At 66.6% G+C, this 26,676-nt stretch carries 21 protein-coding genes; 9 read left to right on the top strand and 12 right to left on the bottom strand.

Going from position 1 to position 26,676, the window contains the following annotated elements:
- Positions 1-80: 80 nt before the first annotated feature.
- The 3 genes from ACQU6B_RS03775 to ACQU6B_RS03765 all read left to right on the top strand — a co-directional run bounded on the left by ACQU6B_RS03775 (position 81) and on the right by ACQU6B_RS03765 (position 2,612).
- Entirely contained in the window at positions 81-1,394 is a 1,314-nt protein-coding gene (locus tag ACQU6B_RS03775; protein WP_430868714.1) for a cryptochrome/photolyase family protein, read from the top strand.
- A 39-nt stretch (positions 1,395-1,433) separates the two neighbouring features.
- A complete protein-coding gene (locus ACQU6B_RS03770; RefSeq protein ID WP_430868713.1) occupies positions 1,434-1,805 on the top strand; it encodes a DUF1801 domain-containing protein in 372 nt (123 codons plus the stop codon).
- A gap of 156 nt (positions 1,806-1,961) precedes the next feature.
- Positions 1,962-2,612 (top strand): TetR family transcriptional regulator, encoded by a 651-nt coding sequence (locus ACQU6B_RS03765; protein ID WP_430868712.1) that lies wholly within the window; start codon positions 1,962-1,964, stop codon positions 2,610-2,612.
- Here ACQU6B_RS03765 and ACQU6B_RS03760 read toward each other — a convergent pair.
- Both ACQU6B_RS03760 and ACQU6B_RS03755 read right to left on the bottom strand, forming a co-directional pair.
- Entirely contained in the window at positions 2,609-4,093 is a 1,485-nt protein-coding gene (locus tag ACQU6B_RS03760) for a collagen-binding domain-containing protein (RefSeq protein WP_430868711.1), read from the bottom strand. The genes ACQU6B_RS03765 and ACQU6B_RS03760 overlap by 4 nt on opposite strands.
- Positions 4,094-4,365: 272 nt before the next feature.
- A complete protein-coding gene (locus ACQU6B_RS03755; protein WP_430868710.1) occupies positions 4,366-5,313 on the bottom strand; it encodes a 2-hydroxyacid dehydrogenase in 948 nt (315 codons plus the stop codon).
- A gap of 135 nt (positions 5,314-5,448) precedes the next feature.
- On the opposite strand from ACQU6B_RS03755, the gene ACQU6B_RS03750 reads away from it, so the two are divergent.
- Positions 5,449-6,627: an ATP-binding protein gene (locus ACQU6B_RS03750; protein WP_430868709.1), complete on the top strand. Its 1,179-nt coding sequence runs from the start codon at positions 5,449-5,451 to the stop codon at positions 6,625-6,627.
- A 37-nt stretch (positions 6,628-6,664) separates the two neighbouring features.
- Here ACQU6B_RS03750 and ACQU6B_RS03745 read toward each other — a convergent pair whose 3' ends face one another.
- The 4 genes from ACQU6B_RS03745 to ACQU6B_RS03730 are packed head-to-tail and all read right to left on the bottom strand — an operon-like array spanning position 6,665 to position 12,220.
- Positions 6,665-9,016, bottom strand: coding sequence for a glycoside hydrolase family 3 N-terminal domain-containing protein (locus ACQU6B_RS03745; protein WP_430868708.1), 2,352 nt, complete (start codon positions 9,014-9,016; stop codon positions 6,665-6,667).
- Between the two features lie 47 nt (positions 9,017-9,063).
- On the bottom strand, positions 9,064-9,978 hold the full coding sequence (locus tag ACQU6B_RS03740) for a carbohydrate ABC transporter permease (protein ID WP_430868707.1): 915 nt from the start codon (positions 9,976-9,978) through the stop codon (positions 9,064-9,066).
- The gene (locus ACQU6B_RS03735) at positions 9,978-10,871 is read right to left on the bottom strand and encodes a carbohydrate ABC transporter permease (RefSeq protein WP_430868706.1); all 894 of its coding nucleotides are present in this window, start codon (positions 10,869-10,871) and stop codon (positions 9,978-9,980) included. Before ACQU6B_RS03735 ends, ACQU6B_RS03740 begins: the two co-directional genes overlap by 1 nt.
- On the bottom strand, positions 10,871-12,220 hold the full coding sequence (locus ACQU6B_RS03730; RefSeq protein ID WP_430868705.1) for an extracellular solute-binding protein: 1,350 nt from the start codon (positions 12,218-12,220) through the stop codon (positions 10,871-10,873). Before ACQU6B_RS03730 ends, ACQU6B_RS03735 begins: the two co-directional genes overlap by 1 nt.
- Positions 12,221-12,426: 206 nt before the next feature.
- Here ACQU6B_RS03730 and ACQU6B_RS03725 point away from each other — a divergent pair, with 206 nt between their 5' ends.
- Complete coding sequence (locus ACQU6B_RS03725; protein WP_430868704.1) at positions 12,427-13,440, top strand: LacI family DNA-binding transcriptional regulator; 1,014 nt, start codon at positions 12,427-12,429, stop codon at positions 13,438-13,440.
- Between the two features lie 81 nt (positions 13,441-13,521).
- Here ACQU6B_RS03725 and gatB read toward each other — a convergent pair whose 3' ends face one another.
- From gatB to ACQU6B_RS03700, 5 genes are all read right to left on the bottom strand, one after another.
- Entirely contained in the window at positions 13,522-15,036 is a 1,515-nt protein-coding gene (gatB, locus tag ACQU6B_RS03720) for an Asp-tRNA(Asn)/Glu-tRNA(Gln) amidotransferase subunit GatB (RefSeq protein WP_430868703.1), read from the bottom strand.
- Positions 15,033-16,574, bottom strand: a complete 1,542-nt coding sequence (gene gatA, locus ACQU6B_RS03715; RefSeq protein WP_430868702.1) for an Asp-tRNA(Asn)/Glu-tRNA(Gln) amidotransferase subunit GatA — start codon at positions 16,572-16,574, stop codon at positions 15,033-15,035. Before gatA ends, gatB begins: the two co-directional genes overlap by 4 nt.
- Positions 16,571-16,870 (bottom strand): Asp-tRNA(Asn)/Glu-tRNA(Gln) amidotransferase subunit GatC, encoded by a 300-nt coding sequence (gene gatC, locus ACQU6B_RS03710; RefSeq protein ID WP_430868701.1) that lies wholly within the window; start codon positions 16,868-16,870, stop codon positions 16,571-16,573. The genes gatA and gatC overlap by 4 nt, the downstream gene beginning before the upstream one ends.
- 92 nt (positions 16,871-16,962) lie before the next feature.
- Positions 16,963-17,544: a GNAT family N-acetyltransferase gene (locus ACQU6B_RS03705; protein WP_430868700.1), complete on the bottom strand. Its 582-nt coding sequence runs from the start codon at positions 17,542-17,544 to the stop codon at positions 16,963-16,965.
- 165 nt (positions 17,545-17,709) lie between these two features.
- Complete coding sequence (locus ACQU6B_RS03700) at positions 17,710-18,351, bottom strand: TetR/AcrR family transcriptional regulator (RefSeq protein ID WP_430868699.1); 642 nt, start codon at positions 18,349-18,351, stop codon at positions 17,710-17,712.
- A gap of 123 nt (positions 18,352-18,474) precedes the next feature.
- Between ACQU6B_RS03700 and ACQU6B_RS03695 the strand changes: the two genes are divergently transcribed.
- A complete protein-coding gene (locus ACQU6B_RS03695; protein WP_430868698.1) occupies positions 18,475-20,991 on the top strand; it encodes a beta-glucosidase family protein in 2,517 nt (838 codons plus the stop codon).
- A 91-nt stretch (positions 20,992-21,082) separates the two neighbouring features.
- Here the strand turns inward: ACQU6B_RS03695 and ligA are convergent, their stop codons facing one another.
- Positions 21,083-23,212 (bottom strand): NAD-dependent DNA ligase LigA, encoded by a 2,130-nt coding sequence (ligA, locus tag ACQU6B_RS03690; RefSeq protein WP_430868697.1) that lies wholly within the window; start codon positions 23,210-23,212, stop codon positions 21,083-21,085.
- 58 nt (positions 23,213-23,270) lie between these two features.
- On the opposite strand from ligA, the gene ACQU6B_RS03685 reads away from it, so the two are divergent.
- From ACQU6B_RS03685 to ACQU6B_RS03675, 3 genes are all read left to right on the top strand, one after another.
- On the top strand, positions 23,271-24,203 hold the full coding sequence (locus ACQU6B_RS03685; RefSeq protein WP_430868696.1) for a M15 family metallopeptidase: 933 nt from the start codon (positions 23,271-23,273) through the stop codon (positions 24,201-24,203).
- Between the two features lie 36 nt (positions 24,204-24,239).
- Positions 24,240-25,193 carry a serine/threonine dehydratase gene (locus ACQU6B_RS03680; RefSeq protein WP_430868695.1) on the top strand — a complete coding sequence of 318 codons (954 nt, stop codon included), beginning with the start codon at positions 24,240-24,242 and terminating at the stop codon, positions 25,191-25,193.
- A gap of 122 nt (positions 25,194-25,315) precedes the next feature.
- Positions 25,316-26,674, top strand: a complete 1,359-nt coding sequence (locus ACQU6B_RS03675) for an 8-oxoguanine deaminase (protein ID WP_430868694.1) — start codon at positions 25,316-25,318, stop codon at positions 26,672-26,674.
- The last annotated feature ends 2 nt before the right edge of the window (positions 26,675-26,676 follow it).

Genomic DNA, 26,676 nt, shown 5'->3' with positions numbered 1-26,676 from the left:
GAACTACGCATGACAGCCGATGCCGACTCCCCCACCCCGCGGGCAACACCCCACTCCCAGGTAGCCGGGAGAATGGCCCCATGACAGAGGTCTGGTGGGTGCGCCGCGACGCGCGGCTAAGCGACAACCCCGCGCTGCTGCGAGCGCAGGCGAGTGGGCCGGCCGCCGCGGTCTTCGCGTGGGTGCCCGCGCTGCACTTCTGGTCGGGACGCCGCGTCGCGCACCTGGCCCGCGTGCTGTGGAGCCTCGACCAGGACACCGGCGGGCGCCTGGGAATCAAGAGGGCACCCGCGGCCGATGCGGTCCTCGCCGCCGCGCGCGAGCACGACGCCCCCGTGGTCTGGGCCGCGCGGGAGTTCTCGCCCGCCGGCATCGTCGAGCAGGAGTCGGTCCGCGAGGCCCTCGAGTCCGACGGGCGCGCGCTGCGACTCGAAGGCTCGCCCTACGCGGTTGAGCCGGGGACGATCACCAAGGCGGACGGCACCGAATACAAGGTCTTTACCCCGTTTCGCAACGCCTGGCGCCAGCACGGCTGGGACGCTGCAGCCGAGACGGCCGACGCCACTGCATTCGTGCCGACCGCATCGGACGTTGGCCTCGACCTGTACGCGGCGCACGGGGATACGACCGACCCCGTCACCCCGCGGCGCGAGTTCCGCGAGGACCGCGTGCTCGCTGACGCCGGTGCCTTCATCGACTCCGCGCTGGGGGACTACGACGCCACCCGCGACCTCCCCGCCGCGGACGGCACCTCCAACCTTTCCGTGCCGCTCGCCTTTGGGCAGATCCACCCGCGCACGGTGCTGGGCTGGGCCGCGCATGACCCCAGCGCATCGGCGCGCGTCTTTGAGTCGGAGATAGCCTGGCGCGATTTTCACGCGGACGTGCTGTGGAACTACCCGTCCGCGCGGCGCGAGTCCATCAAGCCGGTGCTCTCCCAGGACGCGTGGAATACCGGCAAGGAGGCCGATGCGGCCTTCGTCGCCTGGCGGGAGGGGCTGACCGGATACCCGCTGGTCGACGCCGGGATGCGCGAACTCGCCGCGACGGGAACCATGCACAACCGGGTGCGGATGGTGGTCGCCAGCTTCCTGATCAAAGACCTCCACCTGCCGTGGCAGCGTGGCGCGGACTACTTCCGGCGCACGCTGCTGGACTACGACCACGCCCAGAACCAACTCAACTGGCAATGGGTGGCCGGCACGGGGCGCGATGCCTCGCCGTTCTTTCGGGTCTTCAACCCCACCACACAGCTTCAGAAGTTCGACGCGGAGCGCGAATACGTGCGCCGATGGCTGCCGGACCTCGACACGCCCGCCTATCCCGCCCCCATCGTCGACCACGCCGTCGAGCGGGCGGTCACCCTCGACACGCTGAGGCTGTCGCGCCCCTAAGTCGGGAAATTCCACAGCCGTGAGCGTATGGTGTGACGTATGTCACACAACCCGGTCGACGTTTGGATGGCTGGCTACGACAATCCCTTGAAGGAAGTCGTCCAGCGGATCCGTCACATCATCCTCGCTACCGACGACCGCATCAGCGAGTGCGTGAAGTGGCAGGCCCCCACCTTTGTGTACGAGGGCAACCTCGCGAGCTTCTACCCAAAATCCATGAATCACGCGACGCTGATGTTCCACCAGGGCGCCCTGATTCCGGGCGACTATCCGCATCTGCAGGGACAGGGAACTGAGGCACGCGCCATGAAATTCGTATCAATCGCAGAGGCCGAGGAGCGTCGGGACGAGCTCGAGTCGATCATCCATGCGTGGATCGAGCTGCGCGAGGAGTCTCTCGCCAGCCACTAGGACGACCTTGATAACCGGTGATTCGCTTGCGCCGCGTCAAAACCATAGACTCTCGTGCCGGCAATAGTCCAGCGTGTCCAAAAAGGCACTCTTGCCGGTAGGTGGGTGCCCCCAGTACGCTCGGCCCATGACGAAAATAGGGCCTTAGGAGGCACGATGACACGCGCCGCTCACAACCGTGGGGCAATTCTCGATGCTGCTGCGCTCGAGATCCTTGACCACGGCTATGCCGAGGCCTCGCTATCCGCGATCGCGCTCCGACTGGGGCTCTCAAAGGGTGCGCTGAGCTACCACTTCCCGACCAAACATCTACTCGCGACCCACCTCATCCAAAGCCTAAAGGACGCGATTGACCAGGCCTACTCCCGTGCACGCACCCAATACCCAGAGTCGGCGGCGGTTGGCCTTGTCGCGTTCTTCGTCCACCTTGGCGCAACGGTAAGCGAGCACGATGTAGTGCGCGCGGGATCAGCGCTATACCTCGACCGAGCAATCCCGCCCCAAGAAGTCATTCAACTAGCGCATACGTGGAATTCCCACGTCACCGCACTATTGACCGGCGCTCACGATCAAGGCGACTTGGAACCGTACACAGATCCACTTACTGCTTCCGAGTACTTACTTGCCGCGACTGTCGGGGGGATCATCACAAGCGAACGATCCCCCCGCGGGGGAGACCGCTCCCCCTTGCACCTCACGAGACTTTCACTCGCCGCGATCGGAATGAAGCGGGCGGATGATATTGCTGAGCGAGTACTAGCGGACCTCGGCCCGCAGTCGCCGGTGCGTCTCGGCTCCCGCGCCTAGAGTGCTGCTCGGCTTTGGCCGCTCCTGCGGCGGATAGCGCTCGCCCCCACGGTCACAACTGCTCCCGCGACGAGCATTCCCGCTGCGAGCGCGGCGAGGGTCAGCCCTCCGCCGAGACCCGTCTGAGACAGCTCGGCGCCGCTCTCATCGTAGGACTCACCTGTGGTACTCGTCACTGCAGCCGCGCTGTCGCTGTCGCTAAGTGCATCCGAGTCGGCACTACTGGTGTCGCTGTCGTCAACTGCGTCGGCATCATCAGTACCCGCGGTGCCCTCGTCATCGCTACCGGAGTCGCTACCGCTACCGGAGTCGCTACCGCTACCGGAGTCGCTACCGCTACCGGAGTCGCTACCGCTACCGGAGTCGCTACCGCTACCGGAGTCGTCGCCGCTGCCAGTGTCGCTACCGCCACCGTCGCCCTCTTCCGAGTCTTCTTCCGCCGCGAATGCGAGCGAGCCAGCGAAACCATACGCGTGAATCTCACCGCCTGCAGTGATCAAGTTCCCGGCGACGATCTGACCCTCAACCGGGCTGCCCGCGTTAAGAGTCAGCGTGTTGTCCTGGGGGGCAAGAATGCTTCCGGAGACCTTGGTGCCAGTCAGCGTGTAAGAGATCCCGTCCCCTTCGGAGTGAATGTTGTACAACACGTACGGTGCCACAGGGTTAGGCGCGTCTGCACTAGTGTTGCTCGCGATTTCAAACGAGGGCAACGATACCGACACGCCGTCAGAGACCAGCACGTTTACGATGAGTGTGGTGTCGGACCCAAGCGGAGCCGAATCATCGCTGAAGACTATTTTGAAGTTGTTATCGGCCGTCGGATCAAGCGTGAGCACATTGGCTTTGCCGGCGACCAGAGTGATCTCGCGCTTGTCGACGGACGCCCCGCCTACCAAGCTGACGGGGTTCGCGTTAAGGAAGTCCTTGTCCCTCAACGCTGTATTAAGTTCAATGGCATCGGCTTCAACCGCCTCGAAATAGGTCGCAATGTCGCTGACCGATGCAACCTCGTCCGCAGGCTGTGCGACGTCGTCCGTGACGAAGATTGCGGGCGTAATGTCCGGGCCCTTGCCAGCCTCAGTGATCTGAATGGCGCTAGTTCCGCGCGGATAGATTTGAATATTGGAAACGTCAGACAGCTTAACGAAGCCCTTCTGCGCCTCCTCCACCCAATTTCTCGACGAGACGTCGATCAGGCCGCCACTGGCTGCGGTCTCAAGAGAGCCCGCCAATAGCCGAGTGGGAACTCCATCGATTACCGGAATCGAGTACCCGCTTGGCGTCAAACCGGTGGTGTGGACAATGGGGTACGAGCCCACGGACCGCACCGAACCGAAGACCGCCAGGCTGCCCTCAAGTTCCGCGTTCCCAAGAACCGTGTCGCCGTAGCTCAACACCGTGAATCCGCCAGTGAGAGCCGCCAAGGGGTTTACCCATTCCTCGTCCGCCGCGGAAGACGTGGAAGCTACACCTGCTGTCATCACCAAGGCGAGCACGGAAGCGCCTACTGCACCTCGTAGACCCCCTCGGAAGCCGGCGCGCGGAAACAGATTTGAATCAAGCATTTTAATGGTGGCCCTTCTGAGCAAGTGAGTTACGCACAAAAACGACCCAGCGGATTGCCTTATCCGGGTCGTTCGTGTGGATTACCTCACACCCTAGACGACCGTCGAGGATCTGGCTAGCCCCCTTACCCGAGGCTCAACGAAAGTCGGAAGGGTCGCGGCACAAGGCCGCAATGCGCTCCCGCCTGTTAGGGCTGACCGCCGACCATCACGACGTTGACGGATTCCTCGCCCGCGACGAGTGCCTTCACTTGCGCACGCACCAGGTTCGCGTAGCGACGGTCGGTGAGCTGGTTGAAGCCCGCAATGTGGGGCGCGATGATCACTCCCGGCGCGGTCCACAGCGGGTGCCCCTCCGGAAGCGGCTCGGGATCGGTGACGTCGAGTCCCGCCCGTAGGCGCCCGGACTCGAGCTCCGCCACCAACGCGTCGGTGTCGACGCACGCGCCGCGACCCACGTTGATCAGCAGCGCGTCGTCGGGCATCGCTGCCAGGAACTTCGCATCGACAAGCTTGTCCGTGGCCGCGTTGTGCGGAGTCACCACGAAGACGACCTCCGCGCCGGGCAGCACGGAATGGATGTCCGCGATCGCGTGCACCACGGTGCCGTCGTCCGCCGTGCGCGCCGTAGTCGCCACTCCCTCGACCTCCGCCTCCATGGCGCGCAGGCGCGAACCGATCGCCGCGCCGATGCTGCCATAGCCCACGACGAGCGTCTTGCGGTCGGCGAGCGACGGGCTGAGGACGTACGGCTCCCACTTTCCGCGGCGCTGCGCGTCGAATACGTGCGGCAGGCCCCGCTGGCTCGCGAGCGCCAGCGTGATGGCGAACTCGGCGGTGCGGGTGTCGTGCACTCCCCTGGCGTTCGCGAGGGCGATGCCCTCCGGCACGAAGGGCGCCGCGTGCTCGTACCCCGCGGAGGGGATCTGAATCACGGCGAGATTGGGGCAAGCGCCGATCCGTTCGTAGACGGCGCGACCGCCCGACAGGTGTGGGATGCACACGATGTTGATGCGCTCCCGCTCGTCCTCGGGCGCGTCGCCCTGTTGCGGGTCCCACACGACGAGGCGGGCGTCGTCGCCCAGGTCGCCAATCGCATCGGCTACGGCGGAATCGGGAACGGAGACGGTGATCATCTAGCAAGTTTTGCATACCCGGCGCCCCGCCGAACCCCCGCTGCCCGGGTGACCTAAGCATCGGCCGATGCGTGGGACCGGCTCGTTCTGGCGTCACCTATGCGCGTGTCAGCATAGAGACGTACAGTGTGAGCCATGCACGCAAATACGAACCCCTTCAATCCGGGCGCCGGAAATCCGCCATTCGCGCTGGTGGGCCGCGACGAGGAACTCGCGGCGTGCACGGCGGCCGTCGAGCGCCTCTCCCTGGGCAGGGGCGCGCGGGGAATCGTCGCGTACGGGCTACGGGGCACCGGCAAGACCGTCTTGCTGGGCCAGTTCACGTCCATTGCAGCGCAGCACGGGTGGATGGCGCTGCGCGTCGAGTCCGACCCCAGCGCGTCCAGCTCGTTCATCGAGCGCCTCGCGGACCGGCTGTCCATCCAGCTGCGGATCCTGGTCAAGCCCAGCATGTCCGAGCGGGCCCGCGCCGCGCTGGGCGCGTTCACGTCGTTTCGCCTAGCGGTGGGCCTCGAGGAGGTGTCGTTCGGGCTGGAAATCGACCCCCAGTACCGGCGCCCCTACACGGGCAAGGTGACGCTCGACCTGCCAGACCTGCTGGTGACTATCGCGCAGGCGCAGGCGGAACACAAGGCCGGCATCATGGTCGCCGTCGACGAGATGCAGGACCTCACCGGCGAGGAGCTGAACGCGCTGCTGCGCGCGGTCCAGGACGCGAATCTCGAGAACCTGCCGCTGCTGGTGTGCGGCGCCGGCCTGCCGTCGCTGCCGCGGATCCTCGGCACCGCGCGGTCCTACGCGGAGCGCATGTTCGACTACCGCAGCCTGGGCCCGCTGGACGCCGCCGCCACGCGACGCGCGCTCGTCGAACCCGTTGAGAGCCTCGGGGAGGCCTGGACCGCCGAGGCACTCGACGTGCTGGAGCCCATCGCCGCCGGCTACCCGTACTTCATCCAGGTCTTCGGCAAGGCCGCGTGGGACGTGGCCGCCTTCTCCCCCATCGATGAGGCCGACGCGAAGGTGGCCAAGTCAATAGGCTTCGAGGAGCTGGACCAGGGCTTCTTCCTGGCCCGATGGGACCGCGCCACCTCGGCGGAGCAGCGCTACCTGACCGCGATGGCAACCGACGGCGATGGCCCGTCGGCCGCGCGCGAGGTGGCCGAGCGGCTGGGCCGGACGCAAGAGGCGCTCAGCGCGATTCGCGGCCGGCTGGTGGCTAAGGGAATCGTGTTCTCCCCCAAGCGCGGGCAGATCGCGTTCACTGTGCCCGGCATGGCGACGTTCATTCGCCGCGCGGAGGAGCTGGGCCGGTAGGGCCTCACTCTCAATCCGCGCGGCGAACGTGCGTTGCTCAGGCCTTGGCGTCGGCCTGCGGGTCAATCTTGACCCGCGTGATGCGCTCGTCCTTCAGGCTCACCGCGTGGACGCCGCCCACGATGTCTACGGAGGCCTGCGTGTCTCGCGTCTCACAGTCGCCAACCCACAGGTCGACGGCCCCGGGCTCCACGATGCGCACCAACTCGCGGTCGGAGAACGCCAGCCGTGTGGTGGGCACGGTGAAGGTCACGTCCACGCTGGCACCGGCGGCCACGTCGACCCTCGCGTATCCGAGCAGCTGAGCCACGGGGCGCGTCACCGACCCGACCACGTCGTGGCCGTACAGCTGAACAACGTCGGTGCCATCACGGTCTCCGGTGTTGGAGACCCGCACCGTGGCGACGATCGACTCCGAGGACTGGACTTCTGCATCGGCGACGCGCAGGTCGCTGTGGGCGAACTCCGAATAGGACAGTCCGAACCCGAAAGGACGCGCCGGGGCGGTGTCCAGGTTGCTGGTGCTGTTCTGGCCTCCCAGCGGTGGGTGCAAGTACGAGTAAGGCTGCGCCCCCACCGAGCGGGGCAGGCTGACGGGCAGCCGTCCCGATGGATTGACTCGTCCGGAGAGTACTCCCGCGATCGCGGCCGCCCCCTCCTCGCCCGGGAAGAATGCCTGTACTGCGGCCGCGCATCGGTCAAGCGCCCAGTCCACCGCATAGGGCCTACCCGTGACCAGCACGAGCACCACGGGGGTCCCGGTCTCGAGGATCGCCTCGACCAGTTGACGTTGCACCCCGGGCAACTCGAGCGAGTCGCGATCGCACCCCTCGCCCACGGTTCCCCGGCCGAACAATCCGGCCTGGTCGCCCACCACCACAACGGCGACATCGGCCGCCTCTGCGGCTTCAACCGCGGCGGCAAACCCCGAGGTATCGGCGTCATCCACGGCGCACCCGGCGGCGTAGGTAACCGTGGCGTCCGTCAAGAATTCGCCGCGTACCGCGTCCAAGACCGTGGGGACATCGATCCCCTGGTCGGTGTCTGGGTGCTGCGACAGCACGTGGTTGATGAACGAGTAGCAGCCGAACAGTGCCGGCGCGCGGTCGGCGTTGGGGCCCACTACCGCAATGGATCTGCCGGCCGGGAGCGGCAAGCTACCGTCGTTCGCCAGCAACACCACCGACTCCTCCGCGAGCCGCGCGGCGATGGCACGGTGCTCCGGTGGGTCCAGGTCGATTTCCACGGGCGCGTCATCCTGGAACATGGCATCCAGCAGGCCGATGCTCGCCTTCTGGAGCAAGACCCGCTCGACCGCGCGGTCGATGATCGACATGTCCATCTTCCCGCCGTTGATCTCGTCGAGCATCGGTTGGCGCAGCGCGCGGCCGGTGGGAAGTTCGACATCGATTCCTGCGGTGAGGGCCTGGCGCCCCGCGTCCGCAAGGTCGCTCGCGACCCCGTGCAGATCGCGCAGGAACTGGAACGCGAAGTAGTCGGCTACTACGGTGCCCTCGAACCCCCACTTATCGCGTAAGAGGTCGGTCAGGAGCTTGGGGTCGGTCGCCACCGGCACTCCGTCGATTTCCGCGTAGGAATTCATGACTGAGCGAGCGCCCGCGTCGAGGAGCGCCATCTCGAACGGGATCAGCAGCACATCGGCAATCTCGCGCGGACCGGCGTGCACGGGGGCGAGGTTGCGCCCGGCGCGCGAGTTGGAGTAGCCCACAAAGTGCTTGAGGGTAGCGATGATTCCGGCGTCCTCCAGCCCCTTCACATACGCGGAGCCTATGCTGCCCACCAAGTAGGGATCCTCGCCGATGCACTCCTCGACTCGGCCCCAGCGTGCATCGCGAATGACGTCCAGCACTGGGGCGAGGCCCTGGTGGACACCCAGCTTGGCCATCGATTCACCGATGGCCGTAGACATCTGGCCCACCAGTTCGGGGTCGAAGGAAGATCCCCAGGCGAGCGGCGTGGGGAACGTGGTGGCCTTCCAAGCAGCGAGGCCGGTGAGGCACTCCTCATGCGACAGCGCGGGGATGCCGAGCCGGGTGTTGTTTTTCAGCCAACGCTGGCTCTCGAGGAGAGCCTTTGCGCCCGCGGCCGGCTCCACCGGGTGGGTGCCGAACACGCGGGTGAGTTGACCCAGCCCGTCCTTGGCGAACTCGTCAAATGGCGGCACATGCCCAAGCATCTCGTCCATCATGGGCGCCACCATCTCGCCGCTCTCGCCCGAAGCCCCCAGCCACATGCCGTACAGCTGGGCGAGCTTCTCTTCGACCGTCATCTGGGCGATCAGCGCCGCGACGCGGTCCCTGTCGGCTGGGGAGTAGAGGCCGCCTAGGCGGTTGGCCGCGACGCTGGGTAGGGCATCGACGTCAGTCATGAGAAATCCTTTGTGTCGTATCTCGAAATTTTAGAAGGCAAGGTTGGCTACTTGCTGAAACCGGCGGTGAGGCCGGACAGCAGCTGTTTGCGGCCAAAGAGGTAGAGCACCACTAGGGGTATCAGCGACAACGTGACTGCGGCCGTGAGCCCGGGAATGTTCACTCCGAATTGGGTCTGGAAGTCCCACAGGCCGAGGGTCAGCACGCGTACGTCCTCGCTCTGAGTAAGCACCAGCGGGAACAGGAACCCGTTCCAGGCTCCGAGCGCGAGGTAGATCGTCACGGTGCTGATGGCGGGGCGCGAGAGCGGGATGACAAGCTGCCGGAAGGCGACCCATGGCGTAGCACCGTCGAGTTCCATGGACTCGTAGAGCTCCCCTGGGATGTCGCGCAGACTGCCCACCAGAACCAAAATCGCGAGGGGCAACCCGAATGCCGCGGCGGGCAGAATGATGGCCCACAACGTGTCATAAAGGTGCAGTTCGTTGATGATCAGGTAAAGCGGAATAATCACGGCCTGCGCCGGGATGGCGAGCCCCAGCAGCATGAAGTAGAAGAACCTGCGAAGCAGCTTGCTCCTAGAGCGCACGATCGCGTAGCTCGCGAACAGCGCGAACACCACCGAAAGGCTGACGGCGCCCACCGTCACGATGATGTTGTTGACGAAGTAGCGCATGAACTGCGAATTGAGCACGTCGAAATAGTTCTGAAAGGTGATGGGCCAAGGCAACGCGAGCGGCCCATCGACGATGTACCCGCCCTGCTGCCTTAACGACGTGGTGACGAGGAAGTACAGCGGGAAGGCGACGACGATCGTCCACACTGCGACGAGCGATCCCGTCAGCCACGCGGGCCGGTTGCGCTTCTTGTTCGCTCGCGCCTTGGCGGGATGCGGAGCGTCCGGGCCCTGCCCGTGCGAACCATGCCCAACTGGGTGACTCGTTGACGTTTCGGTGGTCATTATGCCCCGTCCCTCTGGCTTTCCATTTTTGCAAAACCGGTAAATCGTGTCAGCACTACCGACACGGTGGTACCGAGGACCAGCAGGATCACTGCAAGCACCGACGCGTACCCAAAGTCGAAGGCGCGGAAGCCCTGTTTATACATGTGCAGCGGGAGCGTCGTGGTCGAAGTACCCGGCCCGCCATCGGTGAGGATCAGCACGAGGTCGAAGAACGTGAGCGACCCTACGATCATCAGCACGGAGGACGTGACGATGGTGTGCTTGAGCTGCGGGATGGTGATCGCCCTGAACTGTTGGAAGTAGTTGGCGCCGTCCAGTTGCGCGGCCTCGTAGAGCGAAGCCGGTATCTGCCTGGTCGCACCTTGGTAGAGCAACGCGTGGAAGGGCACAAACTGCCACGAGGCGACAAAGACGACCACCCAGAAGGCCAGGGTGGGATCCCCGATGAAGTTTCCATCCGGGACGCCAATCCACGGTCCGACGATTGCTGCCATTCCAAAGTTGGGGTCAAGGAGCATGCCCCAGAGAACGCCGATGCCTGCCGATGAGATCAGGAGTGGGATGAAGAGCACCGCTCCCACAGTGGCGCGCGAGCGGCCGGGCCGTGCGAGCCACACTCCGAGTGGAAGCGCGATGAGCGTCTGAATCAGCCAGCCAAAGACCGTCAGGGCGAGCGTTATCTTGATCGACTCCATCAGAATCGGATCGCTACCAAGCTTTACCCAGTTATCTAGTCCGATCCAGGTGGGGGCGGAGAGCGCATCCCACGAGGTGAACGACAGCCACACCACCACGATCATCGGGAGGATCGCGAAGAACGCGAAAAAGAGGAACGCCGGGGCGGCCCAGACAAAGCTGGGCCGTCCCTGTCCCGTTGCCGGGCTGGTCATTAGATCGCGTCCATAGCCTGACCGAACTCCTCAGGAGTCATCTGCCCCAAGAAGACCTTCGAAAGGTTCTGAAGCAGCGCCTCGGAGGTGGCCGGGTCGAGCGCCTGGTCCCAGGACTGCGTGAACGTCGGTGCGTCGCCCACAAGCTCGTACGTGAACTTGTTGAACGGGTCGGTGAGCTTTGACTCGATTCCGGCTACCGCGGGAACCTGGCCAATCTCGAGGAGCGCGTCGACGTACGCGTCACTGGTGAGCGTGTCGAGCATGAACTCCTTGACCACGGCCTGGTTGGGAGAGCTCTCCGTCACGGAGTAGTAGTTCGACGGGTTGCCCACAATGTTGTTGGGATCGCCGGCGCCGCCTTCTACTGCCACGAAGGGACCCCACTCGAGGTTGCCCGAGTCAGCGAAGTCCTCGAAACCGTTGCCCTTGAGCGCTCCAATGTGCCAAGTGCCCATGAGGTCGTAGCCGACCTTGCCTGCCGCCATCAACGCGATGGTTCCCTGGTCGTCGTAACCAACGGACGCGAAGTTGGTGCCGAACGCGCCTGCGTCGACCAGGTCCTGGATCATGCTGAGCGCCTCGATCACTGCAGGATCGGTCCATGCGCCAGGGTCGCCGTCGACGATTGCCTGGAACTTTTCCGGTCCCCCAACGCGGTCGAGCAGGTACTCGAGCCACATCAGCTCGGTCCAGGACTGGTTGCCGGCGAGCGCGATCGGCTGCACTCCGGAGTCCTTGAGCTGGGTGATCTGAGTGAGGAGTTCGTCCCACGTGGTCGCCATCGAGTCGATGCCGGCGTCGGACAGTACTTCCTTGTTGGCATACATGACTACGGGCAGCACGCCCTGCATCGGCAGCGCATAAACCTTGCCGTCAATGGTGCCTACGTCGAGCACGGACGGGAGGAACTTGTTCTTGAAATCGGGGTTCTCGTCGAGCCACGAGGTCAGGTCCGCGACGTGCCCGGCATCCGAGTACTGGCTAATGTTGCCGCCGGCCCAGTTATAAAAGAGATCGGGCTGGTTCTTGGAGCCGATGCCGGTGCGCAGCTTCTCCTTGTACGGGTCATTGGCGAACGTCTCGAAACTCACGGTCGAACCCGTGGCATCGTTGAACGACGTGATCGCCTCCTCGGTGATTCCGTTGACGGAGGCATCCTCGATCGCCCAGACCAGCGCGGGCCCTGATACGGCACCGCCAGTAGCGGCGTTAGAGGACGATGCGTCCGGAGCTCCCGTTGCGGCGGGGTCAGTCGAATCGCTCGAGCTGCAGGCAGTCAGCGTGAGTGCGAGAGCGGTGAAGGCGGCGGCGCCACCGAGCACTGTTCTGCGGGTGCGGATGTGCATTATTTTTCTCCTCATTGAGAGTTAACTTTCCGACAGTTGCGTTCACCACCGGTCCGACTTTCCCAACCGGTGGTGTGAGGCTCAACCTAGATAGCGGGCTAGACAGTGGTCAACATCTCGGGCACTATTAGCTCAATACGCTAAGAAAGTTGCCATAACAGAAAGGTAACTTTCCAACTACAAGAGTCCCCAGTGACGAGTGAGAAATGGCCATCGACCGACGCACCACCATTGCCGAAATTGCCGAAATTGCAGGCGTTTCCGTGCCGACCGTCTCGAAGGTGCTCAACGGTCGCGCCGGAATTTCACCCGAGACTCGGGAGCACATCCAGCAACTCCTGACGGAGCACGGCTACCGCCGCCGCGGCACCACCAAGCGCCAGCAGGTGGGCCTCATTGACTTCGTAATCCGGGACCTGGACAGCATTTGGGCGATGCCCTTGCTGCAGGGCGCGGAGGACGAGGCCGCCAAGGCAGGCATCAATTTGGTCGTCACGTCGACTCATGGTCGCCGTGTTGGAAACCGACACTGGATGCGCCAGCTCGCGAGTCGGCGTAGCGACGGCGTCGTGCTGGTCGTGTCGGAGTTGCAGCCCGGGGCGGAGGATGAGCTTCGCAAGCTCAACACCCCGGTGGTGCTGGTAGACCCGGTAGGCACCGCGTCGGACATTCCCAGTATCGCCACCACCAACTGGGCGGGTGGGCTGGCCGCCACCGAGCATCTATTGAGCCTGGGGCACACCCGGATCGGCGTTGTCACGGGACCCCAGAAGGTGGCGTGCGCGCGCGACCGCCTCGACGGCTATCGAGCGGCCCTCACGCGCGCCGGGATCGCCGTCGACCACTCACTCGAGCGCTACGGCACCTTTCTTGCGGCGTCCGGCGAGGCTGCCGCCGCGGAACTACTCGCGTTGCCCGACCGCCCCACGGCGATCTTCGCAGGCTCTGACCAGCAGGCGGCCGGCGTCTACGCCGAGGCGCGCAGGCGCCACCTTTCCATCCCGCGCGACCTATCCGTCGTCGGGTTCGACGACGTGATCATCTGTGAGTGGCTCCAACCAACCTTGACCACGATCCGCCAGCCGATGGAACTCATGGCCCGCGAGGCGATCCGGACGGTCCTCGCCCTAGCGCGCGAGGGCACTGCCCCGCAGCCGCGAGTCGAGCTCGCGACGTCGCTCGTGATGCGCGAGTCGACGGCGCCACCCGCGTTCCGCTAGCTGCAACCACGGACCGCTACGGGAAGACCGCGCGTCAGCGAAGCGCCGTCAGATCCCGTGTGACCGCCCGCAATGCAGTGACTATTCGGAGACGCCCGCGCGCTGCAGGATGATCTCGCGGACTCGGCCTGCGTCGGCCTGCCCACGGGTGATCTTCATGACCGCTCCCACGATCGCGCCAGCGGCCTGAATCTTGCCGTCCTGGAGCTTCGCCAGCACGTCGGGCTGAGCCGCCAGCGCCTCGTCCACGGCGGCCTCGAGAGCGGAGTCATCCGACACCACCGCGAGTCCGCGTGACGCGACGACCTCCTTGGGCGAACCCTCGCCCGCAAGCACTCCCTCGAGCGCCTGACGCGCGAGCTTGTCATTCAGGGTGCCGGCATCAACCAGACCCTGCAGCTCAGCGATGTTCTCGGGCGTCACTGGCAGCGACGCCACGGGCACCTCGCGCTCGTTGGCGACCCGGGCGAGCTCGCCCATCCACCACTTGCGCGCGGCCTGCGGCTTCGCTCCTGCGGCGACGGTGGCCGCGATCAGGTCGAGCGCGTCCGCGTTGATCGCGTCGCGCATCTCCATGTCCGCGAAGCCCCAGTCGGCCTGCAGACGCTTGCGCATCTTGGCCGGGTGCTCGGTGATGGTGGCACGCAGTTCCTCGACCCACTCGCGCGACGGCTGCACCGGAAGCATGTCCGGCTCGGGGAAGTAGCGGTAGTCCTCTGCCTCCTCCTTGGAGCGTCCCGGCGTGGTGGACTTGGTGTCCTCGTGCCAGTGGCGAGTCTCCTGCACCACGGGCTTGCCCGCGCTGAGCAGGTCAGCTTGGCGGCCGGCCTCGTGGTGAATTGACGCCTCGATGGCGCGCAGCGAGTTGACGTTCTTGGTCTCCGAGCGCTTGCCGAGCGGCACCGCGGACTGATCCTCGCCCTCGGCCACCTTGGCCCGCAGCGACAGGTTGACGTCGGCGCGAACCGACCCCTGCTCCATGCGGCCGTCGGAGATCCCTAGCGCCTTGACGATGTCGCGGATGGTCGCGACGTAGGCGCGCGCCACCTCTGCGGTGCGATCGCCCATGCCCTCGATGGGGTGGGTCACGATCTCGACCAGCGGCACGCCGCCACGGTTGTAGTCGACCAGCGAATAGTCAGCGCCCTGAATACCTCCGCCGCCACCCTTGTGAGTGTTCTTGCCGGCGTCCTCTTCGATGTGAGCACGCTCGATGCCGATCATCACCGCGGTGCCGTCGTCCAGCACCACTTCGAGTTCACCCTCGTAGCACGTGGGCTCGTCGTACTGGGAGATCTGGTAGTCCTTGGACAGGTCGGGGTAGAAGTAGTTCTTGCGCGCAAAGCGGCTCGACTCGCGGATCGAGCAACCCAGGGAGAGCCCCAGACGGATCGCGCTTTCGATCGCCTTCTGGTTGGGCACCGGCATGGCGCCGGGCAGTCCCAGGCACACCGGGCAGACCTGCGTGTTGGGCTCGGCGCCAAACTCGTTGGCGCAGCCACAGAACATCTTGGTCTTGGTGTTCAGCTCGACGTGCACTTCGATTCCGAAGACGGGATCGAAGTCGCGGGTCGCGGTCTCGTAGTTGTAGCTCATGCGCGGACCTCCAACTCGGGGGCCTGGTCCATCAAGGAACCACCCCATTCGGATGCGAGGGCGGCCTCGAGGGCTGCGCCAACGCGGTACAGGCGTGCGTCCTCGTGGGCGGGGGCCAGGATCTGGAAGCCCGTGGGCAGTCCGTCCTCCGGCGCGACGCCGGACGGCAGCGACATGCCCGGAATCCCTGCGAGGTTCGCGGGGATGGTCGCGACGTCGTTGAGGTACATCGCGAGCGGGTCGTCGATGCGCTCCCCCAACTTGAAGGGAGTCGTGGGGGTGGTGGGCGACACGAGTACATCCGCGTGTTCGAACGCCGCGGCGAAGTCCTGCTGGATGAGCGTGCGCACCTTCTGCGCCGCGCCGTAGTACTCCTCGTAGTGGCCGGCCGACAGCGCGTACGTGCCCAGGATGATGCGGCGCTTGACCTCGTCACCGAAGCCCTCCGCACGCGTCGCGCCCATCGTGCGCTCGACGGTCCCGGTCTCTACCCGGAGCCCAAAGCGAACCGAGTCGAACTTGGCCAGGTTGCTCGAGGCCTCGGAAGGAAGAATCAGGTAGTACGCGGCGAGCGCGTACTGGAAGTTGGGGCAGGAGACCTCGACGATCTCTGCGCCGGCGGCCTGCAGCTTGTCCAGGCTCTCCTGGAAGCGCTGCTTCACGCCCGGCTGGTATCCGCCACCCTCGCCGGTGTCGTCGCCTCGCAATTCCTTCACGACGCCGACGCGCACGCCGGTCAGGTCACCGAGCGCGCCCTCGCGGGCGGCTGCGACCACGGCAGGAACGGGGGCGTTGAGCGAGGTGGCGTCCATCTCGTCGTGGCCGCCAATGACCTCGTGCAAGAGAGCGGCGTCGAGCACAGTGCGGGCGCACGGGCCGAGCTGGTCAAGAGACGAGGCCAGCGCGATAGCGCCGTAGCGAGACACGCCGCCGTACGTGGGCTTCACGCCCACTGTTCCGGTGACAGAGGCGGGCTGGCGAATCGAGCCACCCGTGTCCGAGCCGATCGAAAGCGGGGACTCCCACGCGGCGAGCGCGGCGGCGCTGCCGCCACCCGAGCCTCCGGGGATGCGCTCGAGGTCCCACGGGTTGTGCGTGGGGCCGTAGCCGGAGTGCTCGGTTGACGAGCCCATCGCGAACTCGTCGAGGTTGGTCTTGCCCAGGATCGGCATGCGCGCCTCGCGGATCTTGCGCGTGACGGTCGCGTCGTAAGGCGGAATCCAGCCCTCGAGAATCTTAGAGCCGGCCGTAGTGGGCAGCCCCTTGGTCACGAGCAGGTCCTTGAGCGCGATCGGCACACCGGCGAGCGGCGGCAGAGCCGCGCCCGCGGCGCGATCGGCGTCGACGGAGGCCGCGGTCGCGAGCGCGCCCGCGGCGTCGATGTGCAGGAACGCGTGCACGTCACCGTCCACGGCGCCGATGCGGTCGAGGTGGGCCTGGGTGAGCTGAACGGAGGTGACGTCGCCGGCGACCAGCGCATCGGCCATCTGCGCGGCGGTGGCGCGGACGATCTCGGTGGGGTTGTTCCAGTCGGTCATGCTTCTTCCCCCAGAATCTGCGGCACACGGAAGCGTCCGTCCTCGGCGGCGGGCGCCCCTGAGAGCGCCTGCTCCTGCGTGAGCGACGGGCGCACCACGTCCTCGCGGTGCACGTTCGCCATCGGGATGGGGTGCGAAGTCGCGACCACGTCCGAGTCGGCGACCTCAGCCACCTTGGCGACGGCGTCCACAATCGCGGAGAGTTGACCGGACATGACGTCCAGGTCCTGGTCGGTCATGTCGATGCGGGCAAGCGCCGCGAGGCGCGCCACATCGGAGCGTTCGAGGGAAGACATGAGGCGAGTCTAATGCGTCGGGCGCCCCACCTCAGTCGTCTAGTCGCAGTCCGCAGGGCGCTGCGTTCGACGCCGCCACCCGCCAGCTCCGTCTAGCGCGGTTCCCACGAATAGCCGATGAGCTGAATACCTCTGGCCGCGACCTCGCTGTCGCCTTCGACCTCCGCTGCGGGAACCCGCGTGACCGTCCCGTCGGGGTTGTCAATCACGACCCAGTCCAGGTCCGTGCGACGCTCAAAGCCAAGCCGCTCGTAGAGCCGGTGCGCGGCGTGCATGTGCGACATGGTCGACAGCGCCACGCGTTTCGCGCCTCGCTCGGCGGCGAAGTCCATGCCGGCGCGGGTGAGCTTGGCTCCCAGCCCCCGGCCACGCTCGATGGGCGACACTGCAAGCATCCGGAACTCGAATTCGTCGGGACCCGCCACCTCGATGAACGGGCTGCCCGGCTCGACCACGGTCAGCGTTCCGACGATGGGGCCGGCACCCGCTTCTCCGTCGCACATCATGAGGAGGTGCGCGTCCTCGGCTCGAGCCTGCGCGTCGCGCAAAGCCACCAGGTACGGGTGCGTGGAGTTGACCAGGCCATCGGCCAAGTACGCCAAGGCTGACAGCTCACCGATCTCCACGATCCGGCTGGTCTCGGTAGGTGCAACTTCGCGAATCGACTCGGTCATCGGATACTCCTCATCGGTTTATCTCGGGAAGACTCTGCTCGTCGCGTTCCCTCAATATTCGCGATCATTGCCAGTCATTGGGAAAATCTTTGCCACCAATCTAGCCCCGCGAGTCGCAACTTCGCCACAATTGGCCGCGGCGAGTTCCCTCACGACGGAACACTCTCAGGTCAGAATACGCCGAGTGTGACCGGAGATAGCGGAGGAGAGCAGCGCATTGATCGCCCACGCCGAGGAGTCCGCGAGCTTCACCACGTCGGGGGCGAGTAGCCACTGGATCTGAAGCCCGTCCATGACCGCGATGACCCCGCACGTAGCGAACTCAATCGCGTCGTCCGTAGGCGGGTCGTCCTTGTCGCACACGGCATTTAGCGCAACCCTGATTTCGTCACGTAGGTTCGCGTAGCGATTGGCGAAGAATGCCTTGGCGGGGTGGTTATCAGTTACCGACTCGGCAGACAGCACCGCGAACGCCTGCACGATTCCCGGCCGACCCTCATTCTTCCTGGCGGTGGCGATCAGGTGGTTGAAGAGCTCCAGATTGTCGGGGATGTGCTGGCCCTCGATGTGCTCGACGTCAGTGCGGTCGCGATAAAGCAGCACCTCAAGGAGTAGCTGGTCCTTAGACCCAAAGTGGTGCAGGACGCCCGCGTGAGTCATACCGACTTGCTCGGCAATCTCCGCGAGGGAGCCGTTCTTGTAGCCCCGATTCCCGAAGACCTCTAAACCCGCGCTGAGAATCTCTTCGCGCTTGCGAAGCGTCTCTTCACGAGGCTTCGTCACCCGGGACGCTGCACTTTGAGTCATGCCGCCACAGTAACGGAAACGTAACAGTTCAGCGCCTATCGTCCCACGGGTTGCCAAACTTACTGACCAGTAAGTAAGGTTTCATTAGTTCCCGCCCAACGAAGTGAATGTGGAGTAGCACACATGACAATGAATTCTTCTGCAGCACCGGCCCCCGGCGGCGCGAACCTCGACTCCCTCGGCTCGCTCGTGGCCAAACTGAGCCTAGACGAGAAGGTCCGCCTCCTCACAGGCGAGACCATCTGGCGGATGCACGCGATGCCCCACATCGGTCTTCGCTCAGTAGCAATGTCGGACGGACCTGTCGGAGTGCGCGGCACCGGCGAGATCGAGGGCGCGACCAGCCTGATGATGCCGTCACCCAGCGGGCTCGCAGCCACCTGGAACATCGAATCAGCGCGCCGCGCCGGCGTCATGTTTGCGACAGAGGCCCGCCGCCTCGGCGTCGACGTGGTCCTCGCACCGCAGGTCAACATTCAGCGAACCCCCATCGGCGGGCGCCACTTCGAGTGCTATTCCGAGGACCCGTACCTCACCACCCAGATCGGCTCGGCCGTCGTGAGTGCGATGCAGGAAGGCGGCGTCGCCGCGTGCGCCAAGCACTACGTCGCCAACGACTCCGAGAACTACCGCACGGAGTACGTCTCCTACGCCTCCGAGCAGGCCCTTCGCGAGGTGTTGATGGCGCCCTTCGAGCACCTCGTCACCGAGGTAGGCGTCTGGAGCGTGATGGCCGCGTACAACGGGGCCGACGCTCAAGGCGAAGCCGCACCCATGACCGAGCACGATTACCTTGTCAACGAAGTCCTCAAGGGCGAGTGGGGCTTCGACGGCGTGGTGATGAGCGACTGGATGGCCACCAAGTCCACCGTCGCGTCGGCGCTCGGCGGACTCGATCTTGTCATGCCGGGCCCCGGAGGGCCGTGGGAGGACAACCTGGTCCAGGCAGTGCGCCGGGGCGAGGTCCCCGAGTCCGTGATCGATGACAAGGTGGCCCGGCTGCTTCTCCTGGCCCAGCGCACCGGAGCCCTCGCCGGCCACGGCGACAGCCTCCCGGCGCCGTCCCGCCCGGACGATGCGGATTTCCTGCGCACGCTGGCGGCCGAGGCGACCGTGGTGTTGCGTCGCGAGGACGACCTCGTCGTCGACCAGCCGCAGGTCAGGAGCATCGCGCTGATCGGCGCCAATGCGGTCAACGCTTACGTCTTGGGCGGCGGCAGCTCGACGGTCTACCCGCACTACGTGATCAGCCACCGCGAGGGACTGCAGTCCGCGTTCCCGGACGCGGACATCACGCTGCTGCGCGGCGGCTCGACGCTCATTCACACCCCACGGGTCGACGTCGAGACCGACCTGACCGACCCCGCCACCGGCGCTCCGGGCGTGTCCGTGACCGAGCTCGACTCTGCGGGCGGGAGCATTACGAGCCACGTCGACGCGACCTGGAACGGCTGGCACCGTCACCCCTCCGCGGCCTGCACCGACGTGGTGCTCGAGGCCGACCTCCAGTTGCTCGAGGCCGGCGACCACCGCGTCGACGTCGGCGTAGTCGGAGCGCACCGGATTGTCATCGACGGCATCGAGGCTTCGCGGTCCGAGACCACGGTGGGGCAAGAGGCCATCCTCAACTCCAGCACGGACGCGCCTCCCGGCTTTGGCCTGACTGTTTCCGCCACCGAGCCGCGCAAGGTCCGAATCCGAGTGGAACTCAAGACCATCGACGCGGCCGGCTTCGGGCGCTTCGCTCGCGCGGACTTCCGTCACGCCAAGCCGGGTCCCACCATCGAGGACGAGATTCGCGAGGCCGTCGACGCGGCGCGCGAGGCCGACCTCGTGGTGCTCGTGGTGGGCACCAACTCCGAGGTCGAGTCCGAGGGGTTCGACCGCCTCGGGCTGTCCCTGCCAGGCCGTCAGGACGAGCTCGTACGCCGCGTGCTCGAGGTCGCGCCCGACGCGATCATCTCCATCAACGCCGGGGCGCCGGTGCTGCTCCCCTGGCTCAATGACGCCAAGACCGTCCTGTGGTCGTGGTTCCCCGGTCAGGAATGCGGCAACGCGCTGGCCGACGTGATCACGGGCAAGACCGAGCCCGCGGGTCGCCTCCCCTGGACGCTGCCGTCATCCGAGTCCGACGTCCAAGTCATGGACACGGCGCCCGACGCCGACATGAAGCTGCTTTACCCCGAGGGCGTTCACGTTGGCTACCGCGAATGGGAACGTAACCAGAAGACCCCGGCCGCACCCTTCGGCCACGGGCTCGGCTGGACCGACTTCGAGTACTCGACGGCGGCATCGGCTGTCGTCGGTGATGCGGGCATCGTGACGGTGAGCGTGGAGGTCACGAACTCCGGTAGCCGCGCGGGCACCGAGGTGGTGCAGGCGTACCTCGAAGCGCCGACGCCGTTCCCCGCTGGCATCGATCGCCCCGCCCGCTGGCTCGGCGGATTTGAGCGGGTGCGCGTCGAGGCGGGCCAAACCGTCTCCGTGACCGTCCGCGTCCCCCGGCGCGCGTTCGAGGTGTGGAATAGCGCCACACACGCCTGGAACCTGCCCGGCGGCGACTACGCCATCGCCGTCGGACGTTCGGTACGTGACCTGCGCGCGCGCTCTACCGTTTCCGTCTCCGACGCCAACGACTGATCACGACGAGTCCGACGCTCACCCCGCGGCTCTTCTCGCCCCAAGCGCAGAGCGCGCCCGGCAGTCGCGCGAAGGATGGCTGGCGGCGCGCCTAGAGCGCGTCGGGGCCGCTCTCCAGCAGAAGTTGGAACGCGGCCTCGTCCAGGATCGTGACGCCCAGCGCCTCCGCCTTGGTCGCCTTGGATCCCGCCCCGGCGCCGGCCACCACGTAGTCGGTGTTCTTGGAGACGGTCGATGCCGCCTTGCCGCCGCGGGAGATGATCGCCTCCTTGACGGAGTCGCGGGTGAAGTTCTCGAGCGAGCCCGTCGCGACCACGGTGAGGCCCGCGAGGGTGTCGGGCAGGGACTCGTCGCGCTCGTCCTCCATGCGCACGCCCGCCGCCGCCCATCGCTCGACGATCTCGACGTGCCACGGCACCTCGAACCACTGCTGCACCGCCTCCGCGATCACCGGGCCCACGCCATCCACCGCGGCAAGAGTCTCGGCGTCCGCGGCGCGGATGGCGTCCATCGAGCCGAAGGCCGTCGCGAGCGCACGCGAGGCCGTCGGGCCCACGTGGCGGATGCTCAGCGACACCACGACGCGCCACAGCGGCTGGGACTTCGCTTCCTCGAGGTTGTCCAGGAGCTTGATCCCGTTCGCGGAGACGTCGCCCGCCTTGCGGCCACCCTCCCCCGCGGCAACCTGCTTCTTGGTCAGCTTCTCGTCGGACTCGTACGTGAGTAGCGGCACTCGGCGCAGGTCCTCCATCGACAGCGAGAACAGTCCCGCCTCGTTCTGAAGCACCCCGGACTCGACGAGCGCGTGCGCGCCCTTCTCCCCCAGGACCTCGACGTCGAAGGCCCCCCGCGAGCCGATGAATGCGATGCGGTCAACGATCTGCGCAGGGCAGGACTGGGAGTTGGGACAGCGCAGGTCCTTGTCTCCTTGCTTCTGCTCGGCGAGCGGCGTCCCGCATGACGGGCAGTTGGCCGGCATCGTCCACTCGCGCTCCGCCCCTGTGCGCGCCGCGACGACGGGCCCCACTATCTCGGGGATCACGTCGCCGGCCTTTCGCAGCACCACGGTGTCGCCGATGCGCACGCCCTTGCGGGCCACCTCGTGAGCGTTGTGCAGCGTCGCGTACGTGACCGTCGAGCCCGCCACGAGGGTCGGGGTCATCACGCCGTAAGGAGTGACCCGACCGGTGCGTCCCACGTCCACCCGGATGTCCTCGAGGATGGTGTGGACCTCCTCGGGCGCGAACTTGTACGCGATGGCCCAGCGCGGCGCGCGGCTCGTGAAGCCCAGCTCAGCCTGCACCGCGCGGTCGTTGACCTTGAGCACGGCGCCGTCTATCTCGTGCACCAGGTCGTGCCTCTTGGACTCGAGGTCGGTCAGGTACGCGTCGATCGCCTCGCGCCCGCGCAACACCGCGGTGAACTCGCTCACCGGCAGGCCCCAGTCCGCGAGCGCCCGGTAGATCCCCGCCTGGGTGGACACGCGGGCGTCGACTTGGGTCGCGCCCCACTCCAGGGCGCCGAGCGCGTAGGTCGTCACGTCGAGCGGACGGCTCGCAGTCACCTCGGAGTTCTTTTGGCGCAGCGACCCTGCGGCGGTGTTGCGGGGGTTGGCGTAGGGCGCCTTGCCCTCCGCGACCAGCCCGGCGTTCAACTCCTCGAAGGCGGCGACCGGCAGGAACACTTCGCCCCGTATCTCCACAAGGGCGGGCGCGGCTCCCGTGAGCCGCTGGGGAATCGTGGCGATGGTGCGCACGTTGGCCGTCACGTCCTCGCCAGTGGTGCCGTCACCGCGCGTGACCCCCCGCGTCAGCTCGCCATCAACGTAGGTCAGCGAAATAGACAGCCCGTCAATCTTGGGCTCGCACACAATCTCCTGGTCGCCGGCCTCCTTGCCCACGCGGGCGAGCCACGACTCCACCTCGTCGATGCCGAAGGCGTTGTCGAGGCTCATCATGCGCTCGCGGTGCTTGACCGACTCGAATCCCGTCGGCGCACTGGCCGCCCCCACCGTCCGGGTGGGGCTCTCCGGCGTCGCGAGTTCCGGGTGCAGCGCCTCCAAGTCCTGGAGCTCACGCTCGAGCACGTCGTACTGCGCGTCGGACACGGTGGGCGCATCGTCGCCGTAGTAGGCGGCGCGATGCGCCTCTACCTCCTGGACCAATTCCTGGTGGCGGGCCCGGGCATCGGCTACTGGGGGTCGCGCAGTGTTGTCAGTCACGGGACTATCTCACCACGAAGGGCTGACGTCGGGCTGGCTCACCCGCTAGCGTGTACCAATGCGCAACACAATTCGCCGCTCACGTCCCGCCTCGCACGGGGCCGTCTCGCGCACCGCAGTTTTCGCCTCTGCGGCCGTGCTCAGCGTCGTGGTGCTCGCCGGCTGCTCCGGGTCCGCTGAGCCAATACCGACCGCCACGGCGACGGCGACGGTCACCCACACCCCCGCGCCGGTCACCATCACGGCATCGCCGTCGCCCGTCGCGGCCGCGGCGGACGACCAGTACGCGCGCCCCCTGTGGCTGGGGGCCAACCCCCTCGCCATCGACTCCGCCACGGAGCTGGGCAAGCGCGCTGACACCCCCGAGGCCCTGCGCGACCGCCAGCTCGAGCCGCGCCCCTTCCTCCCCGACCCCACCTCCGAGGAGTGGACGGCGACTGTCTCCGACGTACCGGAGGACGTGCTGGAACGGTCCACGTGGGCCTCCAACTGCCCGGTCGCGCTCGACGACCTCAGCTACGTCACCATGCCGTATTGGGGCTTTGACCAGCAGGTTCACCAGGGCGAGATGCTGATCCACCGCACCGTCGCGGCGGACGTGGTGACCGCCTTCGAGAAGATCTACGCCGCCAAGTTCCCTATCGAGGAAATGCGGGTCATCACCAGATTTGAGAACGAGGCGCCGCCGACTGGGGATCAGAACATCACGAGCGGATTCACGTGTCGCAAAATCGTGGGAACGTCCGATGTGTGGTCAGAGCACTCCAAGGGCTACGCGATCGACATCAACCCGTTCCACAACCCCTACATCCGTGACGAGGCGCTCTTCCCCGAGTTGTCAGAGGCCTACCTCGACCGCGACGACGAGCGCCCTGGCATGATCGCGGATCCGGGTCTGGTCTACGACGCCTTCACAGAAATCGGTTGGGATTGGGGCGGCCACTGGGACGCTCTTGACGACTGGATGCACTTCTCCAAGAACGGCGGCTAATCCCCCGCCGGCTCTCGTGGGGGTGACAATGGTCTAGTGACCGACATCCCAGTAGTGACCCCAGACGACATCGACCGAGCGGCCGCTGCCATCGCGCCGCACGTGCGCCACACCCCCGTGATCGAGGTGCCCGGCTCCACCATCGGCATCGACGCCACGCTCGTCTTCAAACTCGAGTTCCTCCAGGTCACCGGCGCCTTCAAGGCCCGCGGCGCGTGCCACTACGTCGCCACCCAGCCCATCTCCGATGCCGGGGTGGTCGCCGCGTCGGGCGGCAACCACGGCGCCGCGGTCGCCTACGCCGCCCGCGAATTCGGCCACGAGGCGCACATCTTTGTGCCGACGACGGCCAACCCCTCCAAGGTCGAGCGGCTGGTGGGCCTCAACGCCCACATCCACAGCATCGGCGAGACGTACGGCGACGCCAAGGACGCTGCGGCCGACTACCTGGTTGAGAACAAGGCCACGTCCATCGAGGCCTTCGACGACCCCGTCGTAATGGCCGGCGCGGGCACCGCCGCGCGCGAATTCGACCTCGACAGCGTCACGGCGGACGGGCGCCCCCTGGACGCGATGCTGCTGGCCGTCGGCGGCGGCGGACTCGCGGGCGGGGCCGCCGCGTGGTGCGGCGACCGCATCCGGATCGTGGGCTGCGAGACCGTCGGGACCGCCTCCTTCGCGGCCGCCAAGGAGGCCGGCCACCCCGTAGACGTGCCGATCTCCGGCGTCGCTGCGGACCACCTCGGCGCCCGGCGCATCGGCGACGTGCCCTGGCGCGCCCTCAACGAGGCGAACGTGGAATCCGTGGTGGTGACCGATGCGGACGTCACCGCGGCGCAAGCACGACTGTGGCGCCTGCTCAGGGTGATCGTGGAGCCCGGCGTTGCGGCCCCCTTCGCCGCCCTCATGACGGGCCGCTGGGTGCCGGAGCCAGGCTCGCGCATCGGCGTCATGCTGTGCGGCGCGAACGTGGTCGCGCCCGTCGCCTAGTCGCCGCCCGCGCCGCAATACTGCCGACACATCGGTTCCGTACCATTGCGCTACGCGCCCGCCACAAGCCGCACGATGGCTCGACCGCGGGCTGGGCGCAACGACACCAAGGGGCTCCTCTCATGCCGGCACTCATTATCGACAACGCGTACATCGCGACCGTGAACTCCCGCGGCGTCGAGCACCCCATCGGTCACGTGGTGATCGAGGGCACCCGCATCGTCGCAGTCGGAGCCGGCCGCGCGCCGCAGGCCGACTACCCCGGCGCGGCGGTCATTAATGCGACCGGCAAGCTGGTCACGCCGGGCCTGATCAACACGCATCACCACCTGTACCAGTGGCTCACGCGCGGCTTCGCGCAGGACTCGATCCTGTTCGACTGGCTGGTCGCGCTGTACCCCGCGTGGTCGCGCATCGACGCGGACCTCACCGGCGCGGGCGCTGCGGGGGCGATGGCGGTGCTCGCGAGGTCGGGCTGCTCGACCGTCGCCGATCATCACTACATCTTCCCTCAGGGCAGCGGCGACATCGTCGGCTCGATCGTCCACGAGGCTGCGTCGCTCGGCGTGCGCCTGCATGCCACGCGCGGGTCGATGGACCTGGGGCGCAGCCAGGGCGGGTTGCCGCCCGACTTCGCCGTGGAGACCACCGGCGCGGCCCTGCAGGCGAGCGCCGATGCCGTAGCGGCCCACCACGACCCCTCGTTCGATTCCATGGCCCAAGTGGCGATCGCGCCGTGCTCGCCGTTCTCCGTCACCTCCGAACTCCTGCGCGAGGCCGCAATCCTGGGCCGCGACCTGGGCGTGCGCCTGCACACCCACGGGTCGGAGACGGTGGAGGAGGATGCGTTCTGCCGCGAGCGGTTCGGCATGTCCCCCACCGACTACCTGCAGGACGTGGGCTGGCTGGGAGACGACGTGTGGATGGCGCACTGCGTCCACCTCGACCCCGATGCCATCGCCAAGTTCGCCGCCACCGGCACCGGCGTCGCACACTGCCCGTCGTCCAACGGTCGCCTGGGCGCGGGCATAGCGCCCGTGCGCGACATGCTGCGCGCGAACGTCGCGGTGGGACTCGGCGTCGACGGCGCCGCGTCTAACGAGTCCGGGCAGCTGGGTACCGAGATACGCCAGGCCGTGCTGATGAACCGCCTGCGCGACGGCGCTGACGCGATGAGCGCCCGAGACGGCCTCTACGTGGCGACCATGGGTGGCGCCCGCGTGCTGGGCCGCCAGGACCAGATCGGCTCACTCGAGGTGGGCAAGCTCGCCGACATCGCCGTCTGGGACGTGAGCGGCGTCGAGCACGCCGGCATCGCTGACCCGGTGGCCTCACTGGGGCTGGCGGGGATGCCGCCGCTGACCGCCCTCATCGTGAACGGCCAGATGACAGTCTCCGACGGCCACCTCACCCGCGCGGACGAGCATCAGATCGCCCGCCGCGTCGAGGCCGCGAGCGCGGAACTGGCAGCACGCCTCTAGCG

The organism is Demequina aurantiaca (genome assembly GCF_050598105.1).
Taxonomy (GTDB): Bacteria; Actinomycetota; Actinomycetes; order Actinomycetales; family Demequinaceae; genus Demequina; species Demequina aurantiaca_A.
Note: the sequence above shows the minus strand (reverse complement) of the source record. Positions and strands in the feature narration are given on the sequence as shown.

Coding starts and splice junctions, on each gene's coding strand:
- ACQU6B_RS03750 (WP_430868709.1), top strand. CDS start 5,449: ATGCACGCAAATACGAACCCCTTCAATCCGGGCGCCGGAAATCCGCCA.
- ACQU6B_RS03755 (WP_430868710.1), bottom strand. CDS start 5,313: ATGATCACCGTCTCCGTTCCCGATTCCGCCGTAGCCGATGCGATTGGC.
- ACQU6B_RS03695 (WP_430868698.1), top strand. CDS start 18,475: ATGACAATGAATTCTTCTGCAGCACCGGCCCCCGGCGGCGCGAACCTC.
- ACQU6B_RS03700 (WP_430868699.1), bottom strand. CDS start 18,351: ATGACTCAAAGTGCAGCGTCCCGGGTGACGAAGCCTCGTGAAGAGACG.
- ACQU6B_RS03725 (WP_430868704.1), top strand. CDS start 12,427: ATGGCCATCGACCGACGCACCACCATTGCCGAAATTGCCGAAATTGCA.
- ACQU6B_RS03770 (WP_430868713.1), top strand. CDS start 1,434: ATGTCACACAACCCGGTCGACGTTTGGATGGCTGGCTACGACAATCCC.
- ACQU6B_RS03765 (WP_430868712.1), top strand. CDS start 1,962: ATGACACGCGCCGCTCACAACCGTGGGGCAATTCTCGATGCTGCTGCG.
- ACQU6B_RS03735 (WP_430868706.1), bottom strand. CDS start 10,871: ATGACCAGCCCGGCAACGGGACAGGGACGGCCCAGCTTTGTCTGGGCC.
- ACQU6B_RS03730 (WP_430868705.1), bottom strand. CDS start 12,220: ATGCACATCCGCACCCGCAGAACAGTGCTCGGTGGCGCCGCCGCCTTC.
- ACQU6B_RS03775 (WP_430868714.1), top strand. CDS start 81: ATGACAGAGGTCTGGTGGGTGCGCCGCGACGCGCGGCTAAGCGACAAC.
- ACQU6B_RS03675 (WP_430868694.1), top strand. CDS start 25,316: ATGCCGGCACTCATTATCGACAACGCGTACATCGCGACCGTGAACTCC.
- gatB (WP_430868703.1), bottom strand. CDS start 15,036: ATGAGCTACAACTACGAGACCGCGACCCGCGACTTCGATCCCGTCTTC.
- gatC (WP_430868701.1), bottom strand. CDS start 16,870: ATGTCTTCCCTCGAACGCTCCGATGTGGCGCGCCTCGCGGCGCTTGCC.
- ACQU6B_RS03745 (WP_430868708.1), bottom strand. CDS start 9,016: ATGACTGACGTCGATGCCCTACCCAGCGTCGCGGCCAACCGCCTAGGC.
- gatA (WP_430868702.1), bottom strand. CDS start 16,574: ATGACCGACTGGAACAACCCCACCGAGATCGTCCGCGCCACCGCCGCG.
- ACQU6B_RS03740 (WP_430868707.1), bottom strand. CDS start 9,978: ATGACCACCGAAACGTCAACGAGTCACCCAGTTGGGCATGGTTCGCAC.
- ACQU6B_RS03685 (WP_430868696.1), top strand. CDS start 23,271: ATGCGCAACACAATTCGCCGCTCACGTCCCGCCTCGCACGGGGCCGTC.
- ACQU6B_RS03760 (WP_430868711.1), bottom strand. CDS start 4,093: ATGACAGCAGGTGTAGCTTCCACGTCTTCCGCGGCGGACGAGGAATGG.
- ACQU6B_RS03705 (WP_430868700.1), bottom strand. CDS start 17,544: ATGACCGAGTCGATTCGCGAAGTTGCACCTACCGAGACCAGCCGGATC.